The 22,824-nt window shown below is 54.5% G+C and carries 17 protein-coding genes; 8 read left to right on the top strand and 9 right to left on the bottom strand.

What is annotated here, in order from left to right; all coding sequences use genetic code 11:
• The first annotated feature begins 75 nt into the window (after positions 1–75).
• Together glmS and purL are read left to right on the top strand one after the other, a co-directional pair.
• Complete coding sequence (gene glmS / locus MFFC18_RS04435; protein ID WP_075081891.1) at positions 76–1,941, top strand: glutamine--fructose-6-phosphate transaminase (isomerizing); 1,866 nt, start codon at positions 76–78, stop codon at positions 1,939–1,941.
• 449 nt (positions 1,942–2,390) lie between these two features.
• Positions 2,391–5,294: a phosphoribosylformylglycinamidine synthase subunit PurL gene (gene purL / locus MFFC18_RS04430; protein ID WP_075081992.1), complete on the top strand. Its 2,904-nt coding sequence runs from the start codon at positions 2,391–2,393 to the stop codon at positions 5,292–5,294.
• 76 nt (positions 5,295–5,370) lie between these two features.
• Here purL and MFFC18_RS25625 read toward each other — a convergent pair whose 3' ends face one another.
• Both MFFC18_RS25625 and MFFC18_RS04425 read right to left on the bottom strand, forming a co-directional pair.
• Entirely contained in the window at positions 5,371–5,493 is a 123-nt protein-coding gene (locus MFFC18_RS25625; RefSeq protein WP_261340506.1) for a hypothetical protein, read from the bottom strand.
• A gap of 102 nt (positions 5,494–5,595) precedes the next feature.
• Positions 5,596–6,048: a hypothetical protein gene (locus MFFC18_RS04425; RefSeq protein ID WP_148618640.1), complete on the bottom strand. Its 453-nt coding sequence runs from the start codon at positions 6,046–6,048 to the stop codon at positions 5,596–5,598.
• A gap of 617 nt (positions 6,049–6,665) precedes the next feature.
• Between MFFC18_RS04425 and MFFC18_RS04420 the strand changes: the two genes are divergently transcribed.
• Genes MFFC18_RS04420 through MFFC18_RS04410 form a run of 3 tightly spaced genes read left to right on the top strand, consistent with a single transcriptional unit; the run spans position 6,666 to position 8,294 of the window.
• A complete protein-coding gene (locus MFFC18_RS04420) occupies positions 6,666–7,055 on the top strand; it encodes a tetratricopeptide repeat protein (RefSeq protein ID WP_075081895.1) in 390 nt (129 codons plus the stop codon).
• The gene (locus MFFC18_RS04415) at positions 7,052–8,089 is read left to right on the top strand and encodes a flotillin-like FloA family protein (RefSeq protein WP_075081896.1); all 1,038 of its coding nucleotides are present in this window, start codon (positions 7,052–7,054) and stop codon (positions 8,087–8,089) included. The genes MFFC18_RS04420 and MFFC18_RS04415 overlap by 4 nt, the downstream gene beginning before the upstream one ends.
• Positions 8,090–8,096: 7 nt before the next feature.
• Positions 8,097–8,294, top strand: coding sequence for a YheU family protein (locus MFFC18_RS04410; protein ID WP_075081897.1), 198 nt, complete (start codon positions 8,097–8,099; stop codon positions 8,292–8,294).
• 42 nt (positions 8,295–8,336) lie between these two features.
• Here the strand turns inward: MFFC18_RS04410 and glgX are convergent, their stop codons facing one another.
• Positions 8,337–10,415, bottom strand: coding sequence for a glycogen debranching protein GlgX (glgX, locus tag MFFC18_RS04405; protein ID WP_075081898.1), 2,079 nt, complete (start codon positions 10,413–10,415; stop codon positions 8,337–8,339).
• Between the two features lie 511 nt (positions 10,416–10,926).
• Here glgX and purM point away from each other — a divergent pair.
• Complete coding sequence (gene purM / locus MFFC18_RS04400) at positions 10,927–12,006, top strand: phosphoribosylformylglycinamidine cyclo-ligase (protein ID WP_075081899.1); 1,080 nt, start codon at positions 10,927–10,929, stop codon at positions 12,004–12,006.
• Positions 12,007–12,104: 98 nt separating this feature from the next.
• Positions 12,105–13,142 carry an aldo/keto reductase gene (locus tag MFFC18_RS04395; RefSeq protein ID WP_075081900.1) on the top strand — a complete coding sequence of 346 codons (1,038 nt, stop codon included), beginning with the start codon at positions 12,105–12,107 and terminating at the stop codon, positions 13,140–13,142.
• Between the two features lie 18 nt (positions 13,143–13,160).
• Here the strand turns inward: MFFC18_RS04395 and MFFC18_RS04390 are convergent, their stop codons facing one another.
• The 5 genes from MFFC18_RS04390 to MFFC18_RS04370 all read right to left on the bottom strand — a co-directional run bounded on the left by MFFC18_RS04390 (position 13,161) and on the right by MFFC18_RS04370 (position 20,149).
• Positions 13,161–14,348 carry a S1C family serine protease gene (locus MFFC18_RS04390; RefSeq protein ID WP_075081901.1) on the bottom strand — a complete coding sequence of 396 codons (1,188 nt, stop codon included), beginning with the start codon at positions 14,346–14,348 and terminating at the stop codon, positions 13,161–13,163.
• Complete coding sequence (locus tag MFFC18_RS04385) at positions 14,345–15,364, bottom strand: S1C family serine protease (RefSeq protein ID WP_084416728.1); 1,020 nt, start codon at positions 15,362–15,364, stop codon at positions 14,345–14,347. The genes MFFC18_RS04390 and MFFC18_RS04385 overlap by 4 nt, the downstream gene beginning before the upstream one ends.
• Entirely contained in the window at positions 15,361–17,379 is a 2,019-nt protein-coding gene (locus tag MFFC18_RS04380; RefSeq protein ID WP_075081903.1) for a S1C family serine protease, read from the bottom strand. The genes MFFC18_RS04385 and MFFC18_RS04380 overlap by 4 nt, the downstream gene beginning before the upstream one ends.
• A 23-nt stretch (positions 17,380–17,402) precedes the next feature.
• Positions 17,403–18,575 (bottom strand): NPCBM/NEW2 domain-containing protein, encoded by a 1,173-nt coding sequence (locus tag MFFC18_RS04375; RefSeq protein WP_157664999.1) that lies wholly within the window; start codon positions 18,573–18,575, stop codon positions 17,403–17,405.
• Positions 18,576–18,928: 353 nt separating this feature from the next.
• Positions 18,929–20,149 carry a threonine/serine exporter family protein gene (locus MFFC18_RS04370; RefSeq protein ID WP_148618639.1) on the bottom strand — a complete coding sequence of 407 codons (1,221 nt, stop codon included), beginning with the start codon at positions 20,147–20,149 and terminating at the stop codon, positions 18,929–18,931.
• A gap of 617 nt (positions 20,150–20,766) precedes the next feature.
• Between MFFC18_RS04370 and MFFC18_RS04365 the strand changes: the two genes are divergently transcribed.
• The gene (locus tag MFFC18_RS04365) at positions 20,767–21,774 is read left to right on the top strand and encodes a DUF1559 domain-containing protein (RefSeq protein WP_075081907.1); all 1,008 of its coding nucleotides are present in this window, start codon (positions 20,767–20,769) and stop codon (positions 21,772–21,774) included.
• A gap of 180 nt (positions 21,775–21,954) precedes the next feature.
• Here the strand turns inward: MFFC18_RS04365 and MFFC18_RS04360 are convergent, their stop codons facing one another.
• Complete coding sequence (locus MFFC18_RS04360) at positions 21,955–22,803, bottom strand: sugar phosphate isomerase/epimerase family protein (protein WP_075081908.1); 849 nt, start codon at positions 22,801–22,803, stop codon at positions 21,955–21,957.
• Between the last annotated feature and the right edge of the window lie 21 nt (positions 22,804–22,824).

Raw genomic sequence — 22,824 nt, 5'->3', positions numbered from 1 at the left:
GTCCCCTCCATCCCCAGACCGGCCCGTTGAGCCGATTTGGTAGCACCAGGATCACCTCCACCCTTCGAGAATATTATGTGCGGAATTGTCGGCTATATCGGACCTCGCGTTGCCCAGGACTTTTTGCTTGAGGGCCTCCGTCGGCTTGAGTATCGGGGCTACGACAGCGCCGGAACCGCGACAATCGACAGCAAACAAAAACTCAACGTAACCAAATCAGTCGGGCGAATTGCGACGCTGGCTCAGGAGATCGCTGCCGCACCGTGCCCGGCTGGCATCGGAATCGGACATACCCGCTGGGCGACTCATGGTGCCGCAACGCTGACGAATGCCCATCCGCATATTGGCGGAGCTCAAAATCTGGCGATCGCCCACAATGGCGTGATCGAAAATTTCGCAGAGCTTCGTTCGAAGCTTAAAACAGAAGGCTACGAGTTCGTTTCGGACACCGACAGCGAAGTCGTCGCTCATCTCATTTCTCAATGCGTCGACCGTCGCCGATCTCTCAACGGAAACAAAGACGATACCCAGATCGCAATCGAATCGATCAAAGAAGCCATTGCCCATCTGCGTGGCACGTTCGGTCTGGCGATCATCTTCAGCCACTTACCCGAAACGATCTTTGCCGCGCGACTCGGCAGCCCGCTGGTAATCGGAGTCGGCGAAGGCGAGCATTTCCTGGCCAGTGATGCCCAACCGCTGATTGGCTACACGGATCGAATCGTCTACCTCGCCGATCATCAGGTCGCTGTGCTGACCGCGAACTCGCTGCAGGTTTCGCATCGAGATTCCGGCGTCGTGGCTCACGATGTCAAAGAACTGGATGTCGAATCGAATCAGGTCGAACTCAAGGACTACGACCACTACATGCTCAAGGAGATTTTTGAGCAGCCGGAATCGCTTCGCAACACGATGCGTGGGCGACTGTCTGAAGACATGGCGACGGCCGTTTTCGGTGGCTTGAATCTGACGCCACAGGATCTGTTGAAAGTCAAACGAATCGTCTTCACCGCGTGCGGCACCAGTTGGCACTCCGCGATGGTTGGCGAATATTTAATCGAAGAGATTGCTCAAATCCCGGTCGAAGTCGAATACGCCAGCGAGCTTCGATACCGCAATCCGCCGATGGACGAATCGACGCTGATCTTTGCGATCACGCAGTCCGGAGAAACAGCGGATACGTTGGCCGCACTTCGTGAGATGAAGCGGAAAGGCCATCCGACGATGGCGATCTGCAACGTGGTCGGAAGCAGCATCGCTCAGGAAGCCGACGGTGGCATTTACCTTCACGCCGGTCCGGAAATTGGAGTCGCGTCGACGAAGGCTTACTCTTCGCAGTGCCTGGCGTTGACCTTGTTGGCGTTGTACCTCGGTCGCTTGCGGCACCTGAGCTACAACAAGGGTCGCGCGATGATTGAGCGGATCAAGGAAGTTCCTGACCTGGTCGAGAAGGCACTTGAGTCGAACACGAAGTGCCGCGAAGTCGCCGAGAAGTACAAGGACTGCAACAACTTCCTGTATCTTGGTCGTCACTACAATTTCCCAACGGCGCTCGAAGGAGCTTTGAAGCTGAAAGAGATCAGCTACATCCACGCCGAAGGCTATCCAGCCGCAGAAATGAAGCACGGGCCGATCGCGTTGGTGGACGAGCAAACGCCAAGCGTTTTCGTGATGCCTCACGGCTTCATTTACGAAAAGGTGATGTCGAATTTGGAAGAGATCAAGGCTCGCGGCGGCCCGGTCATTGCGATTGCGGCCGAGGGCGACGAGCGGATCGCGGAAGTCGCCGACGATGTGATCTACATTCCGCAAACGGTGGAGTACTTACAGCCGATCGTTTCTGCGATTCCGCTACAGTTGTTGTCCTACCACATCGCGGTTCTGCGTGGCTGCGACGTTGACAAGCCTCGCAACCTGGCGAAAAGCGTGACGGTCGAATAGAGCTGGTCCGTGGCTGCGGCTCTCATCGGCAGTATTTTCGCCTCGTTGCCTCGATAGGGCTCAACGGCCATCCGGATTGTTACCGCATCGCCACTGGCATCGTTTAACGGCAAGCCGTAGGCGACTGCGCACTCCATTGGCACCGTCGCCTACGGCTTGCCGTTAAACAATCAATCTCATTGACCAATCTGACAATCAATCCCGTAAGCGACATCACCCAATCTTCAGCACCAAACTGACATCCAATCTCCAGTAACCACATTGCCCTCCACCCCTTCAACCACATTGCCCCTGTGAAGCATTTTCACAGCCGATAGAATGCTCGAAACGGTCCGTCTGTTTCCATTTTGAGCTTGCAAGTGTCTGAAACTGTCACACGAAACGTCCCCACAGCAACTTCTGCCGACGCGTCATCCGAAGCCCAGCCGGGCGACCAGTCCGTCTGGCAAATCGACCTCTTTCCGGCCGACGGAATCCCGGACCGACTCGCCGAAGACGTCCTCGCTGACGCTGCTGACCTTGGGTTGCCCGCCGACCTGAAAATCAAAGCCGCCCGTACCTTCCTGGTCCAGGGTTCAATCTCCAAAGAACAGGCGCAGGAAATCGCAAACCGGCTGCTGGTCGAACCTGTCGTTGAGCACTGTGTCGTCGCCAAAGCAGGAAGCGAAGTCCTCTCTGAAATTCCAAACGGCTTCGATCGACTGATCAATGTCATGCCGCTTCCCGGAGTCACTGACCCGCAAGCCGAAAGTGCACTCGGGGCGATCAAAGGGCTGGGCTTCGACGCTTCTGCCGTTCGCACCGTGAAGAAATACTGGATCTCATCGCTCGACGACGCCCATCGCGAAACGCTGACTCAAAAACTGCTCTGCAACGACTCGATTGAAACCATCGTCGAAGGCACATTGCAGCTCGACCGGCTGGACCTTGGGCGGGAATACGAATTCAAGAAAACTCTGGTCCAGATTGCCGAGCTTGACGACGATGCGCTCGTTGCGATCAGCAAAGAATGGCAACTGAGCCTCTCGCTGGTCGAGATGAAAACGATTCAGGCCCATTTCGTTTCGCTTGATCGTGACCCGACAGATGTCGAGCTGGAAACGGTTGCCCAAACATGGTCCGAACACTGCAGTCACAAAACGCTCGCCGGCCGCATCAAGTATCAGGACGAAAACGGCACGATCGAATTCGACAACATGCTCAAGGAGACCATTTTCGCGGCGACAGTTCAGATCCGCGAAGACCTGGGCGACGATGACTGGTGCGTCAGCGTGTTCAAGGACAACGCGGGCATCGTCAAATTCGACGACCAGTACAACGTGGCTTTCAAAGTCGAAACGCACAATCGTCCTTCGGCTCTGGAACCCTACGGTGGAGCCAACACGGGCATCGGCGGCGTGATCCGCGATACGCTGGGCACCGGAATGGGAGCCAAACCGGTTTGCAACACGGACGTGTTTTGCTTTGCCGATCCGGATACGCCGTTTGAAGAACTTCCGCCGGGCGTCATGCATCCACGTCGAATCATGCGGGGCGTTGTCTCCGGAGTTCGTGATTACGGAAACCGCATGGGCATCCCGACGGTCAACGGAGCGGTTTATTTCGACGATCGCTACGTTGGCAATCCGCTAGTATTCTGCGGCAATGTGGGCATTTTGCCGAAAGAGATGTCGTTCAAGGAGCCGCAGCCGAATGATCTGATCGTTTCCATCGGTGGCAAAACCGGGCGGGATGGAATCCACGGCGCGACGTTTAGCTCGGCCGAACTGACGGAAGAAAGCGACATTACTTCCGGCGGCGCGGTTCAAATTGGAAACGCGATCACCGAAAAGATGGCGATGGACGTGCTGTTGAAGTGCCGCGACGAAGGGCTCTACACGGCGGTCACGGATTGCGGAGCCGGAGGTTATTCAAGTGCCGTTGGGGAGATGGGCGAAGACATCGGAGCCGAAGTTTGGCTCGACAAAGTCCCACTGAAGTACGACGGCCTTTCGTATACCGAAATCTGGATCTCGGAAGCTCAGGAACGGATGGTGTTCTCGGTCCCGGAGGAGAACTGGAAACGATTCGAAGCCATCTGTGCGGCGGAGTCAGTTGAAGCCACGGTTATCGGCCGATTCGAACCGACTGGCAATCTGAAACTGAAGTACAAAGACGAAGTCGTCAGCGATGTTTCGATGGCGTTCCTGCACGACGGTCGCCCGCCTGTGATCCGAGAAGCCATCTACGAATCAAAACCTGCAACCGAACTTGCTTTCGACAGTTCTGGTCGCGATTTCGGTGCAGACCTCTGTTCAATTTTGGGTTCACTGAACGTTGCCAGCAAGCATTGGGTGATCCGTCAGTACGACCACGAAGTCCAGGGCGGCTCGGTCATCAAACCGCTGGTCGGTGCTGACAATGATGGACCTGGCGATGCTGCCGTCGTGCGACCCGTGCTCGATTCGCGCCGCGGACTGGTGATCGGAAACGGCATGAACCCACACTTTGGCGACCACGATCCTTACCACATGGCGGCCAGTTCGATCGACGAAGCGATTCGCAATTGTGTGGCTGTTGGAGCCGACCCGAAACGCATTGCGATCCTGGACAATTTTTGCTGGGGACACACGGATCGTCCGGCGACGCTGGGTTCGCTGGTTCGAGCCGCACTTGCCTGCCGCGATCTGTCGGTGAAGTTTCAGACTCCGTTCATCTCGGGGAAGGACTCGCTGCATAACGAGTTTAGCTACACCGGTGAAGACGGAGACCGCCACACAATTTCGATTCCGTCGACGCTGTTGATCAGTGCGATGGGCCAGGTCGACGACGTGGCGACTTGTGTGACGATGGATCTGAAATCGCCTGGGAACTTGCTGTATCAGATCGGACTGACAAAAGATGAGCTTGGTGGATCGCATTGGTCGCTGGTTTCCGAAACGTCTGGTGGGAACGTTCCTCAAGTCGACATCGACGGAGCGATCGCAACGTACAACGCGACTCACGCGGCGATCAAATCCGGATTGATTCGCAGCTGCCACGACCTTAGTGAAGGCGGCCTTGCGGCAGCGGTTGCCGAGATGGCGTTTGCTGGAGGTCTGGGAGCAGAAATCGACGTCGCTGGCATCGAAGTGGAAGCCGCTAACGTCGATTTGGCTCGTCTTTTCTCGGAGTCCAATAGTCGATTCGTCGTGGAGGTGACTCCTGAGAATCAGGCTGATTTCGAGTCAGCGATGAACAACGTCGCAGTAGTTCGGCTTGGAAAAGTCACCGATGGAGATTCGGTCACGATCACCAGCGGCGACACGACTTTGATCTCGGAACCACTTTCGAAGCTCAAGTCTTCATGGCAGAAACCGTTGGACTTGGCCTAGTCATGTAAGCTGCGTGACAGGCTGATTCTCACCGCGACGATTGCCATATGTGGACGGCAATGATTGAGCGACGACCTTAATCCGAATTGGATTTGTTCTTCTTCTCTTTTTGCGCTTTCCGTTTTTCCTTCGGAGTCAGTCTCGCTTTCTTTTGCTGTTCCTTCTTGCCTTTGTCTTTGCTTCCGCCTTTGTCGCCCATCGTTGATCTCCTGAATTAAAAATAGTGGTTAAAAGCTTTTTACGAGTACCGGTCGTTTTGTTGCCACATGCATCTGTGACAAATTGCATTGCCGGTCAGCAGTCAGTTCGCAGCTGCAGCAACCGTATTTGAAAAACGATAACTTTTCGTTGACGGATCGAAGGTCAGTTCATACTCAACCGAAACTCGTTTGGCTCCCTGCTGTTGTGCCGCCAGAACCGAAGCCATAGAAGCTGCCAACACTACTGTTTGCGATTCATCTGTTGCATCAAGAACCACCAGCCGCCGCAAAACGGTTTCAGTTTCAGAAATGGTGTCGGCGGAAATGCTGTCGGTTGCGAGTTGGTTGGCGAGATAGCCTTTTACCAACGGGTAGGGAGTCAACAAACGCGTGGCTGTTTTTACGAACTGGTCATAGACGGGCTTGTCCGAAAACCCGTAGACACAAACACAGTTAGCGTTCGGATCGTCCGGGTGGATCGGTACTGAAATTGGCTGGCTTCCATGCTTCAAGAGATAGCACGGGGTGCTGGCTTCAAGGGTTTGTTGTGTCATCGAATCGGCCTGCTTCCTGATAGGTCAGAAGAATGCTATCCGCAGGAAAGTTCGCCTGAGACAGCAACAGTGAAAACATCGACGTTCTGATTGCGAAGCTTCGGAGGAGCAGAGTAGCCAGCGTGCGAGCAGCAAGTTCGAAGCAAAAAAGAAAATAGCTGCCGCAGGAAAACCGAAACGTCATCGGCTGCAAGGCGCTGGAAGTCTATCCCAACCGCTTTCGGAGTCAATGGGCGAAGTGTTCAAATAAAAGCCTGCAATACGGTGGAATCGCCGGCTTTGGCAGTGCGACGATACTTCAACTGCTACAATGACGTCGTTGGATGTCTTCACGGAACAGCTCTTTTGATCTTGCCAATGAGGACGCACGCCAGTGTTCGAATACACTTTTCGGGCACAGCCAACGATCTTTCCAATGTAACCAACAGGCGCCTGATTCTCTTGCAGGCATTGGTTCAGTTTTTCGACACGCCTGGATACACGTAAGCCGGCTTCGGTTTGAAATACTCGTTTTGATTGACGTCCCGGTCTCGCGCGAGTCTGCTGCCACGATCAAAGTCTCGCTCACCGACGATGTGAGCGGACAGCTACCCTGTTGCTGAGACAAAGGTTTAACGATGAATTTTATCAAACGGTTCACCAGCAGTTTTACGACACGAGGTCGAACACTGGCTCAAGTTGAAAAGGGAATGGCATTGGCAAATAAAAACCAGTCAGACAAAGCCATCGACATTTACTCTGCCGTCATCGCATCGTCAGAAACGCCACGCGACGTTTTGGCGATGGCCATGTTCAATCGTGCGTTGGCTTACACCGCGACCAACAAACCGGAGGAGGCCACTTTGGACTTGAAAGCCATTCTCGCGATGCCCGAATCATTTCCAAAGATCAAGCGATCGGCCAGTGACAAGCTTGTCCGAATGCAGCGAAAGATCAAAAGAGAATCACGTGCTTCGAGCAGTGAAAGTTTGCCTTCCCACGATTCCCTTTCCGGCGGCGATGTATGATTTCGAACATCCTTGTCGGTTTCCTTGGCCTGCCTGACTGGCTAACCATCGCGCTTGCTTTGCTCACATCAGCGATGCTGTTGGTCGCTGTTCTGCTGGCGATAAAGTATGGGGGACTGTGGCTTCAGGCGAAAATGTCTGGCACGGACGTTTCGATTGTAAGCCTGATTGGGATGAGCTTGCGAAACGTTAACGCTTCACAAATCGTCAATGCTCAAGTCATGGCAAACCAGGCGGGACTGACGATCTCGCAAGGCGCCCGCTCAAGCACGTCTGCGTTGGAGGCACACTACCTTGCCGGAGGAGACGTCAATCGGGTTGTCCTTGCCATCATCGCTGCAAACCGTGCTGGATTGGATTTGGACTTTGATCGCGCAGCTGCAATCGATCTTTCAGGCAGAGACCTGTCCGAGGCTGTCAGCACGAGTATTTTCCCCAAGGTTATCGACTGTCCGGATCCAAATTCTTCGAATCCGTCTCGCAGTCTTAGCGCGGTGGCCAAGAACGGCGTCGAGCTATTGATTCAGGTTCGCGTGACCGTCCGGACGAATCTTGATCAGTTGATCGGTGGTGCGACCGAAGAAACCATTGTCGCTCGTGTCGGTCAGGGAATCGTTTCGACTGTCGGATCCATGGATTCGCACACCGAGGCCCTTTCAGCGCCTAATCGGATTTCCATGGAGGTGTTCGAAAAGGGAATCGAATCGAACACGGCTTATGAGATCGTTTCGATCGACGTGGCGTCGATTGACGTTGGAAGAAACATCGGTGCACGACTGCAAACAGAACAGGCTGAGGCCGACACTCGCGTTGCGAGGGCAGGAGCCGAAATGCGACGCGCCAACGCCGGCGCGAGACTGGCTGAAATGAGTGCGTTGGTGACGGAGAAAAGAGCGGAAGTCGTCCGCGCAGAAGCCAGCGTCCAATCCGCATTGGCTCAGGCTTTCAGAGATGGGCAGTTTTATCTCACCGACGGAAGCGAAACAGCCCCCGGTTCGATTCTGAAATTCCCTGACTCTCAATTGCGTGCCTAGCAAACGCATGAAAATACCGCACACTCAGGTCTCTGCGGAGGCGCTTCGGGCGATCGTCGAGGAGTTCGTAACACGAGACGGAACGGACTACACCCACGTCGCACAACGGATCTCTGACGTGTACGGACTGCTGAAAACAGGCGACGCAGAACTACACTTTGATGCTGAAACCAACAGCTGCAACATTGTGATGCGTTCCACCTGAAGGAGTTCAATTCTACGGTTTGTCAGCGACGGTTTGGACAGATTAGTTCGCGACGTAAACCGCCATCGACTTTTGCGGCAACGTGTAGCTTCCGCTTTCTGGTAACAGCGGGCCATTGAGATCCGGATAGATATCCTTGGGACTCGTCAGCGACGTGTCCATGAACATCTGCCACTTCAGCGAGCGAGCGATTGCTGGAATCATGAATCGGCATCCGACGGAGCTGGAATTCAACATCAACAGGACATCGCGTCCGCAGCCAGTTGGATCTTCCTCCGGAGTCGGAGCCGCAAGCAAACAGATGATCGGCAGCTCCGAAGAGTGCCAGTCAACCGCGGTTCCGAGAGCGCTGTACCAGCTTACATCGGCCCAGCCGACGCTGTTTGGAACGCCTGTCAGGAAAGTTCGCCGCCGAACGGTAGGCTGATTTTTGCGGAATTGAATCAACGCACGAACGAACCGAATCAGCTCCGTGTTTTTCTCCTGCAGCGCCCAGTTCAGCCACGAAATTTCATTGTCCTGACAATAGGCGTTATTGTTGCCCTTTTGCGTTCGCCGGAACTCGTCACCGGCAACCAGCATCGGAACACCCTGGCTCAGCAACAACGTCGAGAGCATGTTTTTGATTTGCCGCAATCGAAGAGCGTCGATGATCGGCTGATCCGTCGGGCCTTCGACACCAAAGTTTTCACTGTGGTTATTGTTGTCGCCATCGCGATTGTCTTCACCGTTGGCCAGATTATGCTTCTCGCGATAGCTGACCAGATCGTTCATCGTGAAGCCATCGTGCGATGTGATGAAGTTGATACTCGCACACGGAGGACGGCCGCCAGGCTGATAGAGGTCAGCCGATCCGGACAAACGAGTCGCCAGCGCGCCACGCGTTCCACCATCGCCACGCCAATATCCACGAGCATCATCGCGATAGCGCCCATTCCACTCGGCCCAGCGATCGTCGCCAAACGAGCCCACCTGATAGGCACCCGCCGCGTCCCACGCCTCTGCGATAATTTTCGTGTCCGCCAACAGCGGGTCTTCGCCGATGGCTTCGACCAACGGAGGATTCGGAACCAGATTTCCGCTGCGATCACGACTGAGAATGGATGCCAAATCGAAACGGAATCCATCGATGTGATAGTTGTGCACCCAATGCCGCAAGCAGTGAAAAATCATCTCCCGGACGATCGGATGATTTCCGTTGACGGCGTTGCCGCAGCCGGAATAGTTTTTGTAGTAGCGAGCGTCGTTTTCCAACATGTAATAGACCGGATTTTCGAGCCCCTTGAAGCTCAATACCGGGCCGTTTTCGTTGCCTTCGCAAGTGTGATTGAAGACCACGTCGAGGATGACTTCGATGCCGGCTTCGTGAAGCGCTTTCACCATCTGCTTGAACTCGGTAACCTGCGCACCAGGCGTTTTGTCCCACGCGTAGCCGCGATGCGGCGCGAAGAAAGCCATCGAGTCATAGCCCCAATAGTTCGGCCGCTCGAGCTTGTTCCCCTGGACGTCGTGAATTGGAAACTCGTGAACTGGCATCAGTTCAACAGCCGTCACGCCCAGCGATTTCAGATAAGGAATTTTCTCGATCACGCCGAGGTAGGAACCGGGATGTTCGACTCCGCTGGATTCATGATTCGTAAATCCACGTACGTGCATCTCATAGATGACGCTTTCGGAAATGTCGGTCTTCAGGTGGCGATCGCCGGCCCAATCAAAATGGTCATCGACAACGACGCACTTAGGCGGACGAATGATGCCATCCGTTGAAGGTTGGAAAGTCCCCGCAAGCGCTTTGGCGTACGGGTCGATCAATCGAGCGTTGGCGTCGAAGCGAAGCCCGCGTGCCGGATCATGAGGCCCCGTGGCTTGAAAGTGATACAGCTGTCCGGGCTGCAATCCGGGAACGTAGATGCTCCAGATATCTCCCCATCGATTCTGGTTCGGATCGAAGTTCAGAATCTCGACAGGCTCGGTATCGTTGACGTCATCGTAAAGCAGCAAACGCATTTCTGTAGCGCTGCGGCTGAAGACGACGAATTGCACTCCGGAATCGCCGATGACGGCGCCGTAGGGCAGCATGTGGGTAAACTGAAGTTCGGGCTGAGTGTGTCGCATATGCATTAACATTCGTCGATATCCTCAAACTTTACAATCCCGCCAACGCAATGAAAATCTGGCAGTCGTAAATTCAACCCTACCCGCCGAATCGCGGCATTACCGATCCGATCTGGAATTGTTCGTGTTTGAGAGGCAAAGTCCTTGAGAGAAACGGGCTGATCAAGCCCAGCCATTCTATCGGAAACAGTTTTCCAATTGTAAACCTCAGCCGATCCGTTACAGCTTGCGGCACAGTGCTGCGAGATGATCCGTTGCGGGATTCCAACGGCGTCCGCGAAAATTGGAGCGGAATTTTTCCAGCCCCGTTCCGCTCAGACGCGGATCAGCGACAATACGGATTGCAACAGACGAATCGCGCGACGGGTGCAGACCCTCCATCGAAGCGGGCATCCCGATCCGGAGCGTTGGCGAATTGCTGCAGGTCCCTTGCTCACACTTCGCGTTATAATTTTTGGCTCGATGCCATCACGTAAAAGTTCACTTCAGACCATCAACCGCACACCCGAAACCACCTATGAGCGGAGTCTCCTACAAAGATTCAGGCGTCGACCTGGACGTTTACAACGACGCGATGAAGCGGCTGCCGAAGCTAATGCATCGCACTTTCTCGCCGCGAGTCAAACAGCTCGACGGCGGATTCGCCGGTCTGTTTCAGCTCGATTTTGACTGCAATCTGTTTCGTCGAAACTATGAGCAACCAATTCTCGTTTCTGGCGCTGATGGAGTCGGCACGAAACTGAAAGTCGCCCAGAAACTCGGTCGGCACGACACGATCGGAATCGATCTGGTGGCGATGTGCGTTAACGACACAATCTGCTGCGGAGCCGAACCGCTGTTCTTTCTGGATTACATTGCGATGTCGCATGATGATCCGATCCTGCTGGAGCAGCTGGTCAAAGGCATCAGCGACGGTTGCGTGACTTCGGATTCGGCGTTACTCGGTGGCGAGACCGCGATCATGCCGGACCATTACAAACCTGGCGATTATGAACTGGCCGGCTTTAGCGTTGGAGTCGTCGACAAGAAACATCTGATCGATGGGAAAGCGATTGCTCCCGATGACGTTGTGATTGGAATCGCGTCCAACGGCGTTCACGCAAACGGCTTCAGCCTCGTGCGGAAAATCGTTTTCGATGTGGCCAAGCTGGATGTTGACAGCCCGTTTGAACCGCAGCCGGAACAGACGATTGGCGACGTGCTGATGCAGCCGACTTTGATCTACACATCAGCCGTTCGCAAAGTCCTGAACCACTATCGTGTCAAACAGGTCGTGCACGGCATCGCTCACATCACCGGTGGCGGACTGGAGGAGAACATTACTCGAATCCTGCCACCTGGAATTTCGATCGATATCGACGCTAACGCCTGGTCGGCACATCCCGTTTTCGACTGGCTGCAACAGCTGGGCAACGTCGATCGCGACGAGATGTTTCGCGTCTTTAATATGGGCATCGGCATGACGCTGATCGTGAGCTCCTACTACGCCGATTCGGTTTTGCGAATGTTGGAGCAGGCCGGACATGAGGCCATGGTGATCGGCAACGTCAAGGCTCACGAAGACGAAACGGCACGTCGTGTAACAGTTCAACATTAAGTTCTGCTGTCAGGCGACGCGGTTTTCTCGCGGTCCGTTTTTCGCGCGACATGCGACGCCCTCAAGCCACACCCTGGATACTAAAAAGAGACTCATCAATGCAACGCAGAAGATTGGGCAGCAGCGGAGTTGTCGTCACGGACATTTGCATGGGAACGATGACTTTCGGTCAGCAGTGCGATGAAAAACTAAGCCACGAAATGTGCGACCGGGCGTGGGATGCAGGGATCGATTTTTTCGACGCCGCCGAGGTGTATCCCGTTCCGCCAACGGCAGAAAAGTTTGGCTTGACGGAAACGATCTTCGGACGCTGGTTAAGCAGCAAGCCTCGCGACGCGGTGATCGTCGCCACAAAGGTCACAGGACCGGGCCACGGATGGTTCACGCCACCGGTTCGTCACGGTCGGACGTCGCTGGACCGAAGGCAGATCATTCGCGCCTGCGAAGACTCGCTGCAACGTTTGGGCACGGACTATATCGATTTGTACCAAACTCACTGGCCCGACCACGGCATGCCTTACGAGGAAGTTCTTGGCACGCTGACAGAGTTGCGGGATCAGGGGAAAGTCCGTGTGGTTGGGGCGAGCAACGAGACCTGTTGGGGAATGATGAAAGCCTGTTGGACCGCGGACAGTGCGGGGCTGGATCGCTATGAAACGGTGCAGAACAATTTCAGTTTGATCAATCGTCGCTGCGAAAGCGAACTGGCTCAGGTTTGTCGGCGAGAGGGAATCAGCCTACTGCCGTATTCGCCTCTTGGCGGCGGGGTTCTGACCGGCAAGTACCAGGACGGCGCTCCTGAAGGTGCCAGGTTCACGGCGTATTTGAAGGAAGGGAACGAGCGACAGAAGCAGATGGCTGAGCGATTCGTCAATAGCCGAACCCTGGAGACGACTCGACGCCTGACCGAAATTGCGGACTCGATCGGCGTCACGGTAACAGCTCTGGCGGTTGCCTGGAGTCGCCAGCACGACTTCGTGGCCTCAACCATCATCGGTGCGACCAGCCTTGAACAGCTCGACGAATCACTGGCCGCGAAAGATCTGATTCTGGACGATGAAACGATGGCTCGAATCGACAAAATTGACTTCGAAATCCCGACTCCGATGACCGAAGACGGTTTGCGACGACTGTAGCGTTACGATGCCAGCTCGCTATTTGATCTTCGGCGGTTCGAGGGTGGGCGGACCATCTTTGGGTTTGGGAGGCGTGCCAAGAAGCAGAGTTCGAGACTCCACTTCTTTCGATTCCTCGAACCAGATTTTGACTTCCACTTCCTGCCCGGCTTCGAAACGATTCAGGATTTGGCGAAGCTTCAGCATGTCGGAAACCTCTTCCCCATCGATCTCTCGCAGAAAGTCCTCCCGGCGAATTCCGGCTTTATCTGCTGCTGAATCCCGAACGACTTCTTCAATCCACAGCCCTTTGCTTCCTTCGACGGGCATCAGTTTCAAGCCCAGAAACGGAGGAGTCACTTCGACGCCTTCCTCTTTCAACCGCTCGATCGCCGGACTGTCAGGCTTGACCGGAATTGCGAACCCGATCCCTGAGTCATACCACTGTACGCCAGCGCCAACGGCCTGGGATTGAGGATCCATCGGAACACAAATGCCGATCATGCGGCCTTGAATATCGACCAGCGGCCCGCCGTAATTCGCCGGGCTGATATTGGCGTCGGTTTGAATCGCCTTGCCGCCGATGCGGTTTTTGGCACTGATGATTCCCGTCGAAACAGCAGGACTCATATCACCGTAGCCCACGCCAATAGACACCGCCCATTGACCGACGGTAACGTCTGCCTCGTCGACGATTTCTGGAACTTTCAGGTTCGAAACGCCATCGATTTTAAGCAGGCAGATCTTTCGAATACTGTCGCGCCCCATCAGCCGAGCCGTATGTCGTTTCCCCTCGCTCGTGACGACCGTGATGACGGGTGGTTTTTGAATGAAGTTGAACGTACTGGTGACGACATAGCCATCGGGCGACATAACGATCCCGGTCGTGTTGCCTTCGCCCTGTTTTCGTATTCCACCGATGCGTCCCTGAACGGCAGCGACGCCGCCGTAGGATTCGATAGTGACCAGCGACGGTTGAATTTTTTCGGTCGCGGCACGGAACGCTTTTGCCGTCAACATCATGGACTCGAACGCGTCCGGCGTTTCGGTTTGAACTTTCGCCAAAACTTCGGTTTTCACTTGACCTTCGGTTTGAGCAAAAACGTATGGATTCGCGAACAGAACCACGAGCAGTATCGCGACTGGAAACGCAATCCATGTTTCAGTTCGCAACACATTCGTTATATCGTTCAGGTTCTTCGCGATCGTTGGGGCTGCATTGTTCATTTCTTTTTCTCCACCGGCGTGATCGCGATTCGTTTCAGCTCACGTCCGCGTTTCACGATGATAAAAATCTCCTCGCCGGGACGAAGTTTCGACAACGCCTGCTCGTAAGCCTTCACCGTCGCGATTTTTTCACCACCAAGTTGCACGATCATGTCGTCTGGCCTGAGACCAACTTTTTTTGCGGGTGTTCCGCGCTTGACGCGATCGATGTAAGCCGGATCACTGCGACCGCCGAGCTTGAACAAAGCGATCCCGAGATCCGCATTGCCCGCCGCGTTGGCCGTCTGTTTCTGGGTTTCCTCTTTCAGCGTTCCGTTGACGAATTCGAGCAGCACTGAAGATGGAATGGCGTAATTCAGCCGCGTGTTCGTTTCACTGCTGTTGATAACTTTGCCCACCATGCCGACCAGTCGACCGTCGCCCATGATGACCGCGCCGCCTCCAGCACCGGGATTGCTGGTGATGCAGTCAATCAAAACAAGCTCGCCCGCGTAGGCCAAATCGCGTTTGTTCAACCAGGCTTCAATCGAAGATCGCAGCGAGATCACACCTGCCGTCGCGGAAAGTGGTTCTTCGTGATCGGCGACTTTAAACGCATTGGTCAGCGCAACTACAAAGTCACCTTTCTCGCCGACCGGATCAGAGGTCAACTCAAAATAGTCCGGTGTTCCACGTTCAATTTTCAGCAGCGCCATTTGCGAAACGCGATTGCGACTAAGGATCGTGGCCGGGTGCGAAACGCCATCGCTGGTGACGACTCGAACCTCACGACCATCGAGAAACACACCCTGCATTGTCAGAACCTTGCCGTCATCGCTAACAATAATCCCCGTCGCAAAGCTGTCGACGCGGCCTGCTCCGGCGCCAAAGACTTTGACCATCTTCGGCTGCGCTTCGGTGGCAAGCGTCTGGAAAAAACCGGTTTCCCGAGCTTCAACTTTCGGTGACGGCTCTTGAGCAACGGACAGCGAAACCAGCAGGCAAACCAAAACCAGCGAACACAAACCAATTCTCATTCTTTCTCCTTCTTCGCGTCTTCCGGTTGTTCACTCTCGGACGATTCGTCTTCGCCAGCCGATTCAGTTTGCGAATCCGGACCCTTCGTTTTCGAGTCGTTCTCGACTTTCTTCTTTGGCAAAGTCGCGAAAATCGAGCTGTCGAAATTTTCCTGCCACGTCACGTCATCGATCGCGATTTTTCGATTTGGATGTTCATTGAGGCCGTTAACCAGAACGCGAGTCTGCGGAATCGCTAACCCATGCACCATTTTGTAGTCGCTGAACAGAACTCCACTTTCTTGCAAGCTGTCGAGGTTGGGAGCAATCTTTCGTAGCAGCTTTGCCGTTTCATACTGTCCGTATTCGCGATTAACCTCAAACCACACGAAGGTCGGATCCTGGTCCGCATCGTCAATTCGAAACCGCCAGGCAACTTTGTCGTCTGTCCGATCGCTGCCATCGATCAATGGCTTGCCAAGAGGCTCGAAGCTGTTTTTCAACAACGGAGCCGCTATCCCAAACGCCGCCATCAAACGTGGATTCGTTTTCGCTTCCACCGCCGTGAGCAACGAATGTTTCTCGCCGTCGAGTTTGAAAAAAGAAGCACCGTCAAACGCAAACTTTTGCGGGTCGTCCCCGGGAATCTCCAAAAGGAATCGGCCGTCATGGTACACCGTCAACGCCTCTGGGCCGATCGCTTTGCTGTCACCTGAAGCCACGTCGAAAACCGTTGAGCTTAGTTTCCACGCACCCGTTTTCGCTTGGTCCGTGACATGCTGCTTTTGCCATTCGCCAATTACCAGGTTGGCATAGTTGTTGTTAATATCCGGATGACGAACCTCGCCAGGAGGCGCCGACAACAACTCGACCATCGCATTTTGCTGCTTCTCCCTTGCCTTCTCCTCGGGCGATTTCTCCTTGTCCGATTTTCGCCCGGGCCTCGCCCGTGGTTTCGAATACGGCAGCCCGAACGCTCTCACACAGATTGATTTTTCTTTGCCTTCTTTGTCGCGAACTTTCAACGACACCGGCCAGCCTTCGGGAACGGTACAAATCAGGTTCGTGAACTGGTTCGCCGTTTTGATATCAACGCCTTCGAATTCCAGCAACTCATCGCCCAGCTTCAAACCGGCTTTGGCAACCGGCGCGCCAGCGATCAAGTCCGAACAGACAACCTTGCCATCGCGTTTTGAAAAATTCGCATCCAGCGTCGCGTGCTCAACCAGTTTCGTGGCCAACAACTCCGGGATAAAGTTTCGAATCTGGTTCGACGAAATTGCGTAGCCCAGCCCAACGTTGACGCGTCCGCGATCCTGAAAACTTCCGCGACCGTTGATGCCGATGACTTCGCCCTGAAAGTTAAACAGCGGCCCGCCCGAGTTCCCCGGGTTAATCGAACTGTCGACCTGAATGCAGTTGCCGTATTCCAGCTGATTCTGACCGGCTCCAGGTTGATAGCGGTTGACTCCACTGACGATCCCCAGCGTGACGGTAGGAGACTGGTCCTCTGACAGGATGAACGGATTGCCCATCGCGAGTGCCCAGTCGCCCACGCGAACCGTGTCCGAATCCCCAAGCGGAGTCCACGGAAACTCTTCGCGGCCTTCCATTTGGATGACAGAGACGTCGCCACCCGGATCGGTTCCAATCAGCTTCCATTTGTACATTTTGCCGTCGGAGATCCCGCCCCAGCCAGCGACGCCAGCGCCCATGATGACGTGGTGATTGGTCAGTGCGATGCCTGACGGGTGAATGATCACGCCGGAGCCTCCACCCGACCGGTCGTTGCCGTAGATGGCGATCACGGAACCGATGACACGATCGATGGCCTTGATTCGCTGCTGCTCAAGTTCCAGAACAGCCTGCATTTGAGTGTCGGTAAGTTCGTCCGCCGTGGCGACTGATGAACCTGATGCGACGACAAGCATCGTTCCGATCAGGACTGCTCGCCAGGATTCACGTTTGAAGATCGGCCATTGAAGTGTGTCGCACAACGTAGACCATCGTGACACGTTTTTCCAAAGCTGATTCATGGAACGCCGCCTGTTGGATTGTTCTACTCGGTTTTCAGAAAACGGGCGCGGGCCCAGTCTGCGTGGTCGGCCAGATCGAACTGCTCACCGGGATCGACCACTAACGCAATTTGGCTGATGCCAGAAATATCGACATCGATTTGCACCGCCACATCGCTGCCTCGGACGCGTTGCGACCACAACGTGATGCCGTCTCCTTCGACTCGCATTTCGCAATCGCCGTGGCCTTCGGTTTCAGCGTCGATACCGACGGTTGCGAGAAATCGGCTGAAGTCTTTCGTGTTCTCGAAAACGATGCGAGAAAATGAAGAAGTACCAATTCCGTTTTCAAACGTTTGCACCTGAGCCAAACCGTCGGTCGTCAGCGAACCATCTGAGCCCGCTGAATCTTTGCCAACCAACAGGCGAATCGGATTGCCTTCGACGCTCCGATTGCGTTGCCATTGCCGCGCGACGGTGAACTGTGGCCGCTGTCGAACTTCAACGGGCTCGAGAGAGGAAAGATATGCGATGCTGTCCGAGTCGATATCGATGCGAACAAATTGATGAACCGGAATCGTGACTGTCTGTCGTCCCGTGAGCAGCAATGAAATCGAATTCTGATCGTAACTGGTCAACACGCCCCGGATCATCGAACCGTCGATCGTGGCAACCGTGGCCATTGAACCTTGAGGTGGGCTGAGTCCCAGATCGGCGATCACAACAGCGGCCAGTTTCTCTGTCTTGATCGGACGTGACTTGCCCTTGAAGTTCAGCATCAACTTTTCAGGATTGAGCGATTCGAGCACACCTGAAACGCGAGCCACCGAAGTTCCCTTTGTCACGATCACTGTGTCCTGATCCGTCGCAGGTTGAGCCACGGCTTCGCGGATCAAATTGCTTTCACGAAAGACCATCGCTCGGACGGCCTGCATCGAAATCGAATCCAGGCCCGAGGCGGTTTTGGCGAACGTAATCGTTTCACCATCGACTTTGGGATCATCGACAAACAGCAATCCTCCGTCGACCAAACGCAGCTTTACGGCACCTGTCGGCGGGCTTGATTTTCGATTCGTGGAAATTGAAAGGACTTGCTCAATGTTGACGCCTTCGAATCCCTCACCGCCCTCACCGCCCTTGCCGAGTAGCGAGCCATCAGAATCGACGGCTTCTAGTGTGCCTTTGCACAATTGCCCCGAGATGGTTTCTACCGTCATCTCGGTTTGCGCGAAACAAACTCCGCACGTCAGAAACATGGCTAGTGTTAGAAGAAAAATTGATCGTCTGTTCTGCATGGCATCCGAATCTGGTGGACAACGGGCTCAAGTCCCCGTCACCATTAAACCATATTTGGATTCGAACGTGCTGCAAAGAAATTTGCATTTTGCGAATGGAAATGTCTCTGGTAGCAGAACGTGAACCATATTCGGCCGCTCAGCCGGACTCAGCAGCCTTCAAGAGCCTGGCCACTCCAGCGGATCACGTATTACTTTCACATTCTCAATGGTTGGAAGGAAAGCGAGTTCTCAAAAGTTCGGGTGACTTTCCGCGATGGCTAAAGCACATGCCGCTACAGAATTCTCCGCGGCGGGACCAACACATTGGCGGTCAGGATTCCGCCGACGAGCGAGACTGCGACGATGACCATTTGAAACGCAAAGTCGATTCCCGCGATCGTGTTGTTGTCCAAAAAAGCAGTTAATGATCGATAGCCCAGCGAGCCCGGAACCAAAACCAGAATGCCTGGCGTTAGCGTCACTAGCGCGGGTCGATCGCGAAGTCGCGCGTACAGGTTGCTACCACATCCCACGGCCAACGCTCCCAAGGCAGCTCCGACTTCGATTCCCCACAGACTGCCACCGTAAAGGCTTGCCGTGAAACCGGCGATCGAGACCAGCAGAATTGCAGGCCACTGAGGCCAACGGGCTCGAAAGATGATCGCGAACATGATCGGAGCAATGAAGATGGCGACCCATGACCACACCGCGTTTCCCGACCAGTCAATCGGGTCGGGAATATTTCGCCACCCCGCAGCGACTCGCCAGCCGACGGCAACGCCAACCGTCAGCGTCAACAGATTCACGCAAGCTCCCGCAAGCCTGGCGACTCCGGCTGACAGATGCCCGACAGCCAACTCATTGAGTGCCAAGGTCAGCTTCAATCCCGGCACCAACACAATGAGCGCGGCCAGAGTCACCAGCCGGTCATCGATCGGAGTCACGAAGTTCGCAATCGCCAGAGCACTCACGGCTGCGACGAATCCGGCAATCGGCTCCAGCAATCCTTGATCCCAATTGAGCCGCACTGGCAGCAGCTCCAGCAACGCAACGACCAAACCCAGAACCGCCGCAGCAGCGACTTCCGAAGGTGTCCCCTTGAAAAAAACAGCCACAGCGCCGCAAGAAATGGCACACGCGATGACGTAAATCCACATCGGAAACGGTGACCCGGAATCAGCAATGGCTTCCAGTTCTTCGCTTGCCTGGGCGATTGAGATCTGTTTTGCATCGAGCTTTTCGAGCGTTTGATCAAACCGGATCAGTTTGTCAACTTCTACAGCTCCAGAATCGACGCGTCGCAGATAGGTCGTCTCTCCGTTTTCATCGGTGATCGAAACCAGCAGAGAAGTTGGCGTATAGAGACAACTCCCATCCACGCCGAGATTATTTGCGATCTTGGTCCACACGCGTTCCAAACGATGAGACGGCGTGCCGTGTCGATGCAGCACTTCGCCGACTCGAATCAGGAAAGCGTGTTTGGGGTCAACTTTTGAAAGTGTATTTTCGGACAAAGAACGTTCCTGTTCCACGAAATGGTGCGGCGGTTCCACTAAAAAAAGTCGAGATCGTAGTTCAGCCGCCTTGCCGCTGCCAGCAGTGAAATCCCAAATAGGACTCGGCGAAAATTCGTTTCATTAACGACCAACACTGCCGGCGCGTGCGCCGCTGAGTCCCACCGCTGACGATCAAAACCCTTTCGGCAGCAGCACCATTTGGGGGTTACTTGCAGTCGTGAATTATCCACGTTCGCGGGCTGTTTGGAAACGCACATTCGACAGTAAGTGCTTTACGTAGCAAGCCGCGATAACTAGAATCCCGCCATGTTTAAAGCTCGGCAATACACACATTCCAACGACATTCTCCCGTCTCATTACGGGTTCATATGAGGATGTGTTACAGCTTCGACGTGACCGAGAATGGATGAAACCCGTTGGCCGCTACCACGCGACAAATCCACTTCTTCAGGATTGACCTTCTCGAGGCCGTAAACCTCAACCCAGTCCTCGAATCACGCATCCCTGCCCAACCGTTTTAAGCTTTCACTCGCTGCGATTAAATGCACCCAAATTGGACCCGCGGGCTCGAATTGGATCTGCCCCCTAAACCTCCTCCCCAGGAACGGAACCACATGAAAACCTTTTCACCGAAATCCCGCAATGCGTTCACGCTCGTTGAGCTGCTTGTTGTCATTGCCATTATTGGCATCCTGATCGGCATGTTGCTGCCTGCAGTCCAGGCGGTCCGCGAAGCCGCTCGTCGTACACAGTGTGCGAACCGACTTCGCCAGATCGGGCTGGCAATCCACAACTACGAGTCAGCACATATGCAATTCCCAAGTGCAGGGCAGGCAAAACGTGGCGGCACCGGTTCCGATGCTGGACAAAACGTTTTCTTCACTCCGAAAGGCGATCTTGAGAGCTTTGCAGACGCTTCGCATTCGGTTCAGACTTACATTCTGCCGTTCATCGAAGAAAACAACATTTACCAATTTTACAATCTCAACTACCGCTACGACATTTCGCCGACAGGCCCGGAAGCTCCGACGAATCAAACAGCTGCCAAGCACGCTGTCAAAACGTTCCTGTGCCCGTCGACATCCCGATCATCCCAGGTGGACTCTGAGGGCTATGGATTTACCGACTATTCTGCTCCGGTAACTGTTGCACCAGGACTTAGCGGCGACACCAATCAACCACGTTTCAAATGTGCCCTCAACGGTGATTCCAAAAGAAAAATCGGCGCCGTGACCGATGGAACCAGCAACACAATCTGCATGGCGGAAGACGCTGGCCGTGCCGATGTCGCCACCAGCGGTTTCATGGTTATTAAAACGGAAGCCATGGACGACGGAACGTCGGCCGATCGACGATCGTGGGCGTGGGCTGATCCGGACAACGCCTACAACGTTGACAAGTTGGTAAACAACAACTCGTATCCTGTCGGTGGCCCTCCGGGATGTACTTGGGATATCGTTAACTGCGGACCCAACGAAGAAACGTTCAGTTTTCACCCTGGTGGGGCAAACGTCGTCATGTGCGACGGTAGCGTTCATTTCATCCAGGACAACGTTGATGCTCCAACCTTTGCTGCGTTGATGAGCCGAAACGGTGGCGAAGTTGTCAGCATCAAGTTCTGATCACTGGCTTTCGCAAACGCGAATTTGACATTTGCGAAAATTGCGACCCTGCGGCAAAAACATCAACCGCAGGGTTGGCCATCTCTGTTTACGTTGCTCCAGTCTCCGACGCTCGAAGGCCATTAAGCTTTCGAGCTCGACTGGATCGCAACACTTTCTTTCTGGCCAATTCAGAATTCTTCAGGCCAGCGAATCCAGGCATGACTTGAGTCGCTCGACCGCCAAACGGCAATCTGATTCCAGATCATCGCCAACGGTCGCTTCGACAGACACGCCACCTTCGTAGCCGATTTCCAACAATCGCCGAAAGAACTCTTCAAGGCCAGGAATTGAGTCGCCCGGTTTGGGGAAGCAGCGCCCGTTCGGATTGGCAAGCTGAACCGCACAGATCAGATCACCGGCTTCTGACATAAGCTCCATCGATTCGTTTTCCATCGCGAAGTGGTACAGGTCGGCGGCAAGTCCAATCTCAGGTCGATCGACTTCGCGGACAATGGAGAGGGCTTGTGCGAACGTGTTGACGAAGTTTGTTTCTGTGTGATTGACGTGCTCGACGGCGATTCTGATCGGCCAGTGATGCTCCTGAATCACGTCGGAACACAAACGGCAAAAGCTCACCATCTGTCGGCGGCCTTCGGATTCGGAAAAATTTTCCGGCAGCGAACGCGATCCGGGACTGCCAAACACGACAGCCTTTGCGCCCAACTTCACGGCTCGCGAAAGAGCACATTCAAGGAACTGTCTGCATTTCGATTCGTCGACATCCGGACCGGTGACTTTGATTTCAGGTGGCAAAAACCAGTTCACGGATTGGACTCGAATCTTGTTCCCGGCGATCCGCTGCGCTGCTGCTTCAAAATCTTCGCTGGACATCGCGTAAATTTTCGCCAATCCGGGCTCAATAAAATCCATGCCGCAAGCCACGATTTTTTCCGCGTTGAGCAACGGCTCAGAAGTTGAAAAGTTGGAAACGCCCAGTGCAAAGCCGCTTCGATTGTCTTTTGTTTCCATCGTTTTTTCGTCTACCATGTAAGTCCCACCACACCCACC

The organism is Mariniblastus fucicola, from assembly GCF_008087665.1.
GTDB classification, from domain to species: domain Bacteria; phylum Planctomycetota; class Planctomycetia; order Pirellulales; family Pirellulaceae; genus Mariniblastus; species Mariniblastus fucicola.
Note: the sequence above shows the minus strand (reverse complement) of the source record. Positions and strands in the feature narration are given on the sequence as shown.

Excerpts from the sequence above, each read along its gene's own strand:
- MFFC18_RS04415 (WP_075081896.1), top strand. The coding sequence starts at position 7,052 with ATGATTTCGAACATCCTTGTCGGTTTCCTTGGCCTGCCTGACTGGCTA.
- MFFC18_RS04425 (WP_148618640.1), bottom strand. The coding sequence starts at position 6,048 with ATGACACAACAAACCCTTGAAGCCAGCACCCCGTGCTATCTCTTGAAG.
- MFFC18_RS04395 (WP_075081900.1), top strand. The coding sequence starts at position 12,105 with ATGCAACGCAGAAGATTGGGCAGCAGCGGAGTTGTCGTCACGGACATT.
- MFFC18_RS04375 (WP_157664999.1), bottom strand. The coding sequence starts at position 18,575 with ATGACGGTAGAAACCATCTCGGGGCAATTGTGCAAAGGCACACTAGAA.
- glgX (WP_075081898.1), bottom strand. The coding sequence starts at position 10,415 with ATGCATATGCGACACACTCAGCCCGAACTTCAGTTTACCCACATGCTG.
- MFFC18_RS04380 (WP_075081903.1), bottom strand. The coding sequence starts at position 17,379 with ATGAATCAGCTTTGGAAAAACGTGTCACGATGGTCTACGTTGTGCGAC.
- MFFC18_RS04365 (WP_075081907.1), top strand. The coding sequence starts at position 20,767 with ATGAAAACCTTTTCACCGAAATCCCGCAATGCGTTCACGCTCGTTGAG.
- purM (WP_075081899.1), top strand. The coding sequence starts at position 10,927 with ATGAGCGGAGTCTCCTACAAAGATTCAGGCGTCGACCTGGACGTTTAC.
- MFFC18_RS04420 (WP_075081895.1), top strand. The coding sequence starts at position 6,666 with ATGAATTTTATCAAACGGTTCACCAGCAGTTTTACGACACGAGGTCGA.
- MFFC18_RS04385 (WP_084416728.1), bottom strand. The coding sequence starts at position 15,364 with ATGAGAATTGGTTTGTGTTCGCTGGTTTTGGTTTGCCTGCTGGTTTCG.
- glmS (WP_075081891.1), top strand. The coding sequence starts at position 76 with ATGTGCGGAATTGTCGGCTATATCGGACCTCGCGTTGCCCAGGACTTT.
- MFFC18_RS04410 (WP_075081897.1), top strand. The coding sequence starts at position 8,097 with ATGAAAATACCGCACACTCAGGTCTCTGCGGAGGCGCTTCGGGCGATC.
- MFFC18_RS04390 (WP_075081901.1), bottom strand. The coding sequence starts at position 14,348 with ATGAACAATGCAGCCCCAACGATCGCGAAGAACCTGAACGATATAACG.
- MFFC18_RS25625 (WP_261340506.1), bottom strand. The coding sequence starts at position 5,493 with ATGGGCGACAAAGGCGGAAGCAAAGACAAAGGCAAGAAGGAACAGCAA.
- MFFC18_RS04360 (WP_075081908.1), bottom strand. The coding sequence starts at position 22,803 with ATGGTAGACGAAAAAACGATGGAAACAAAAGACAATCGAAGCGGCTTT.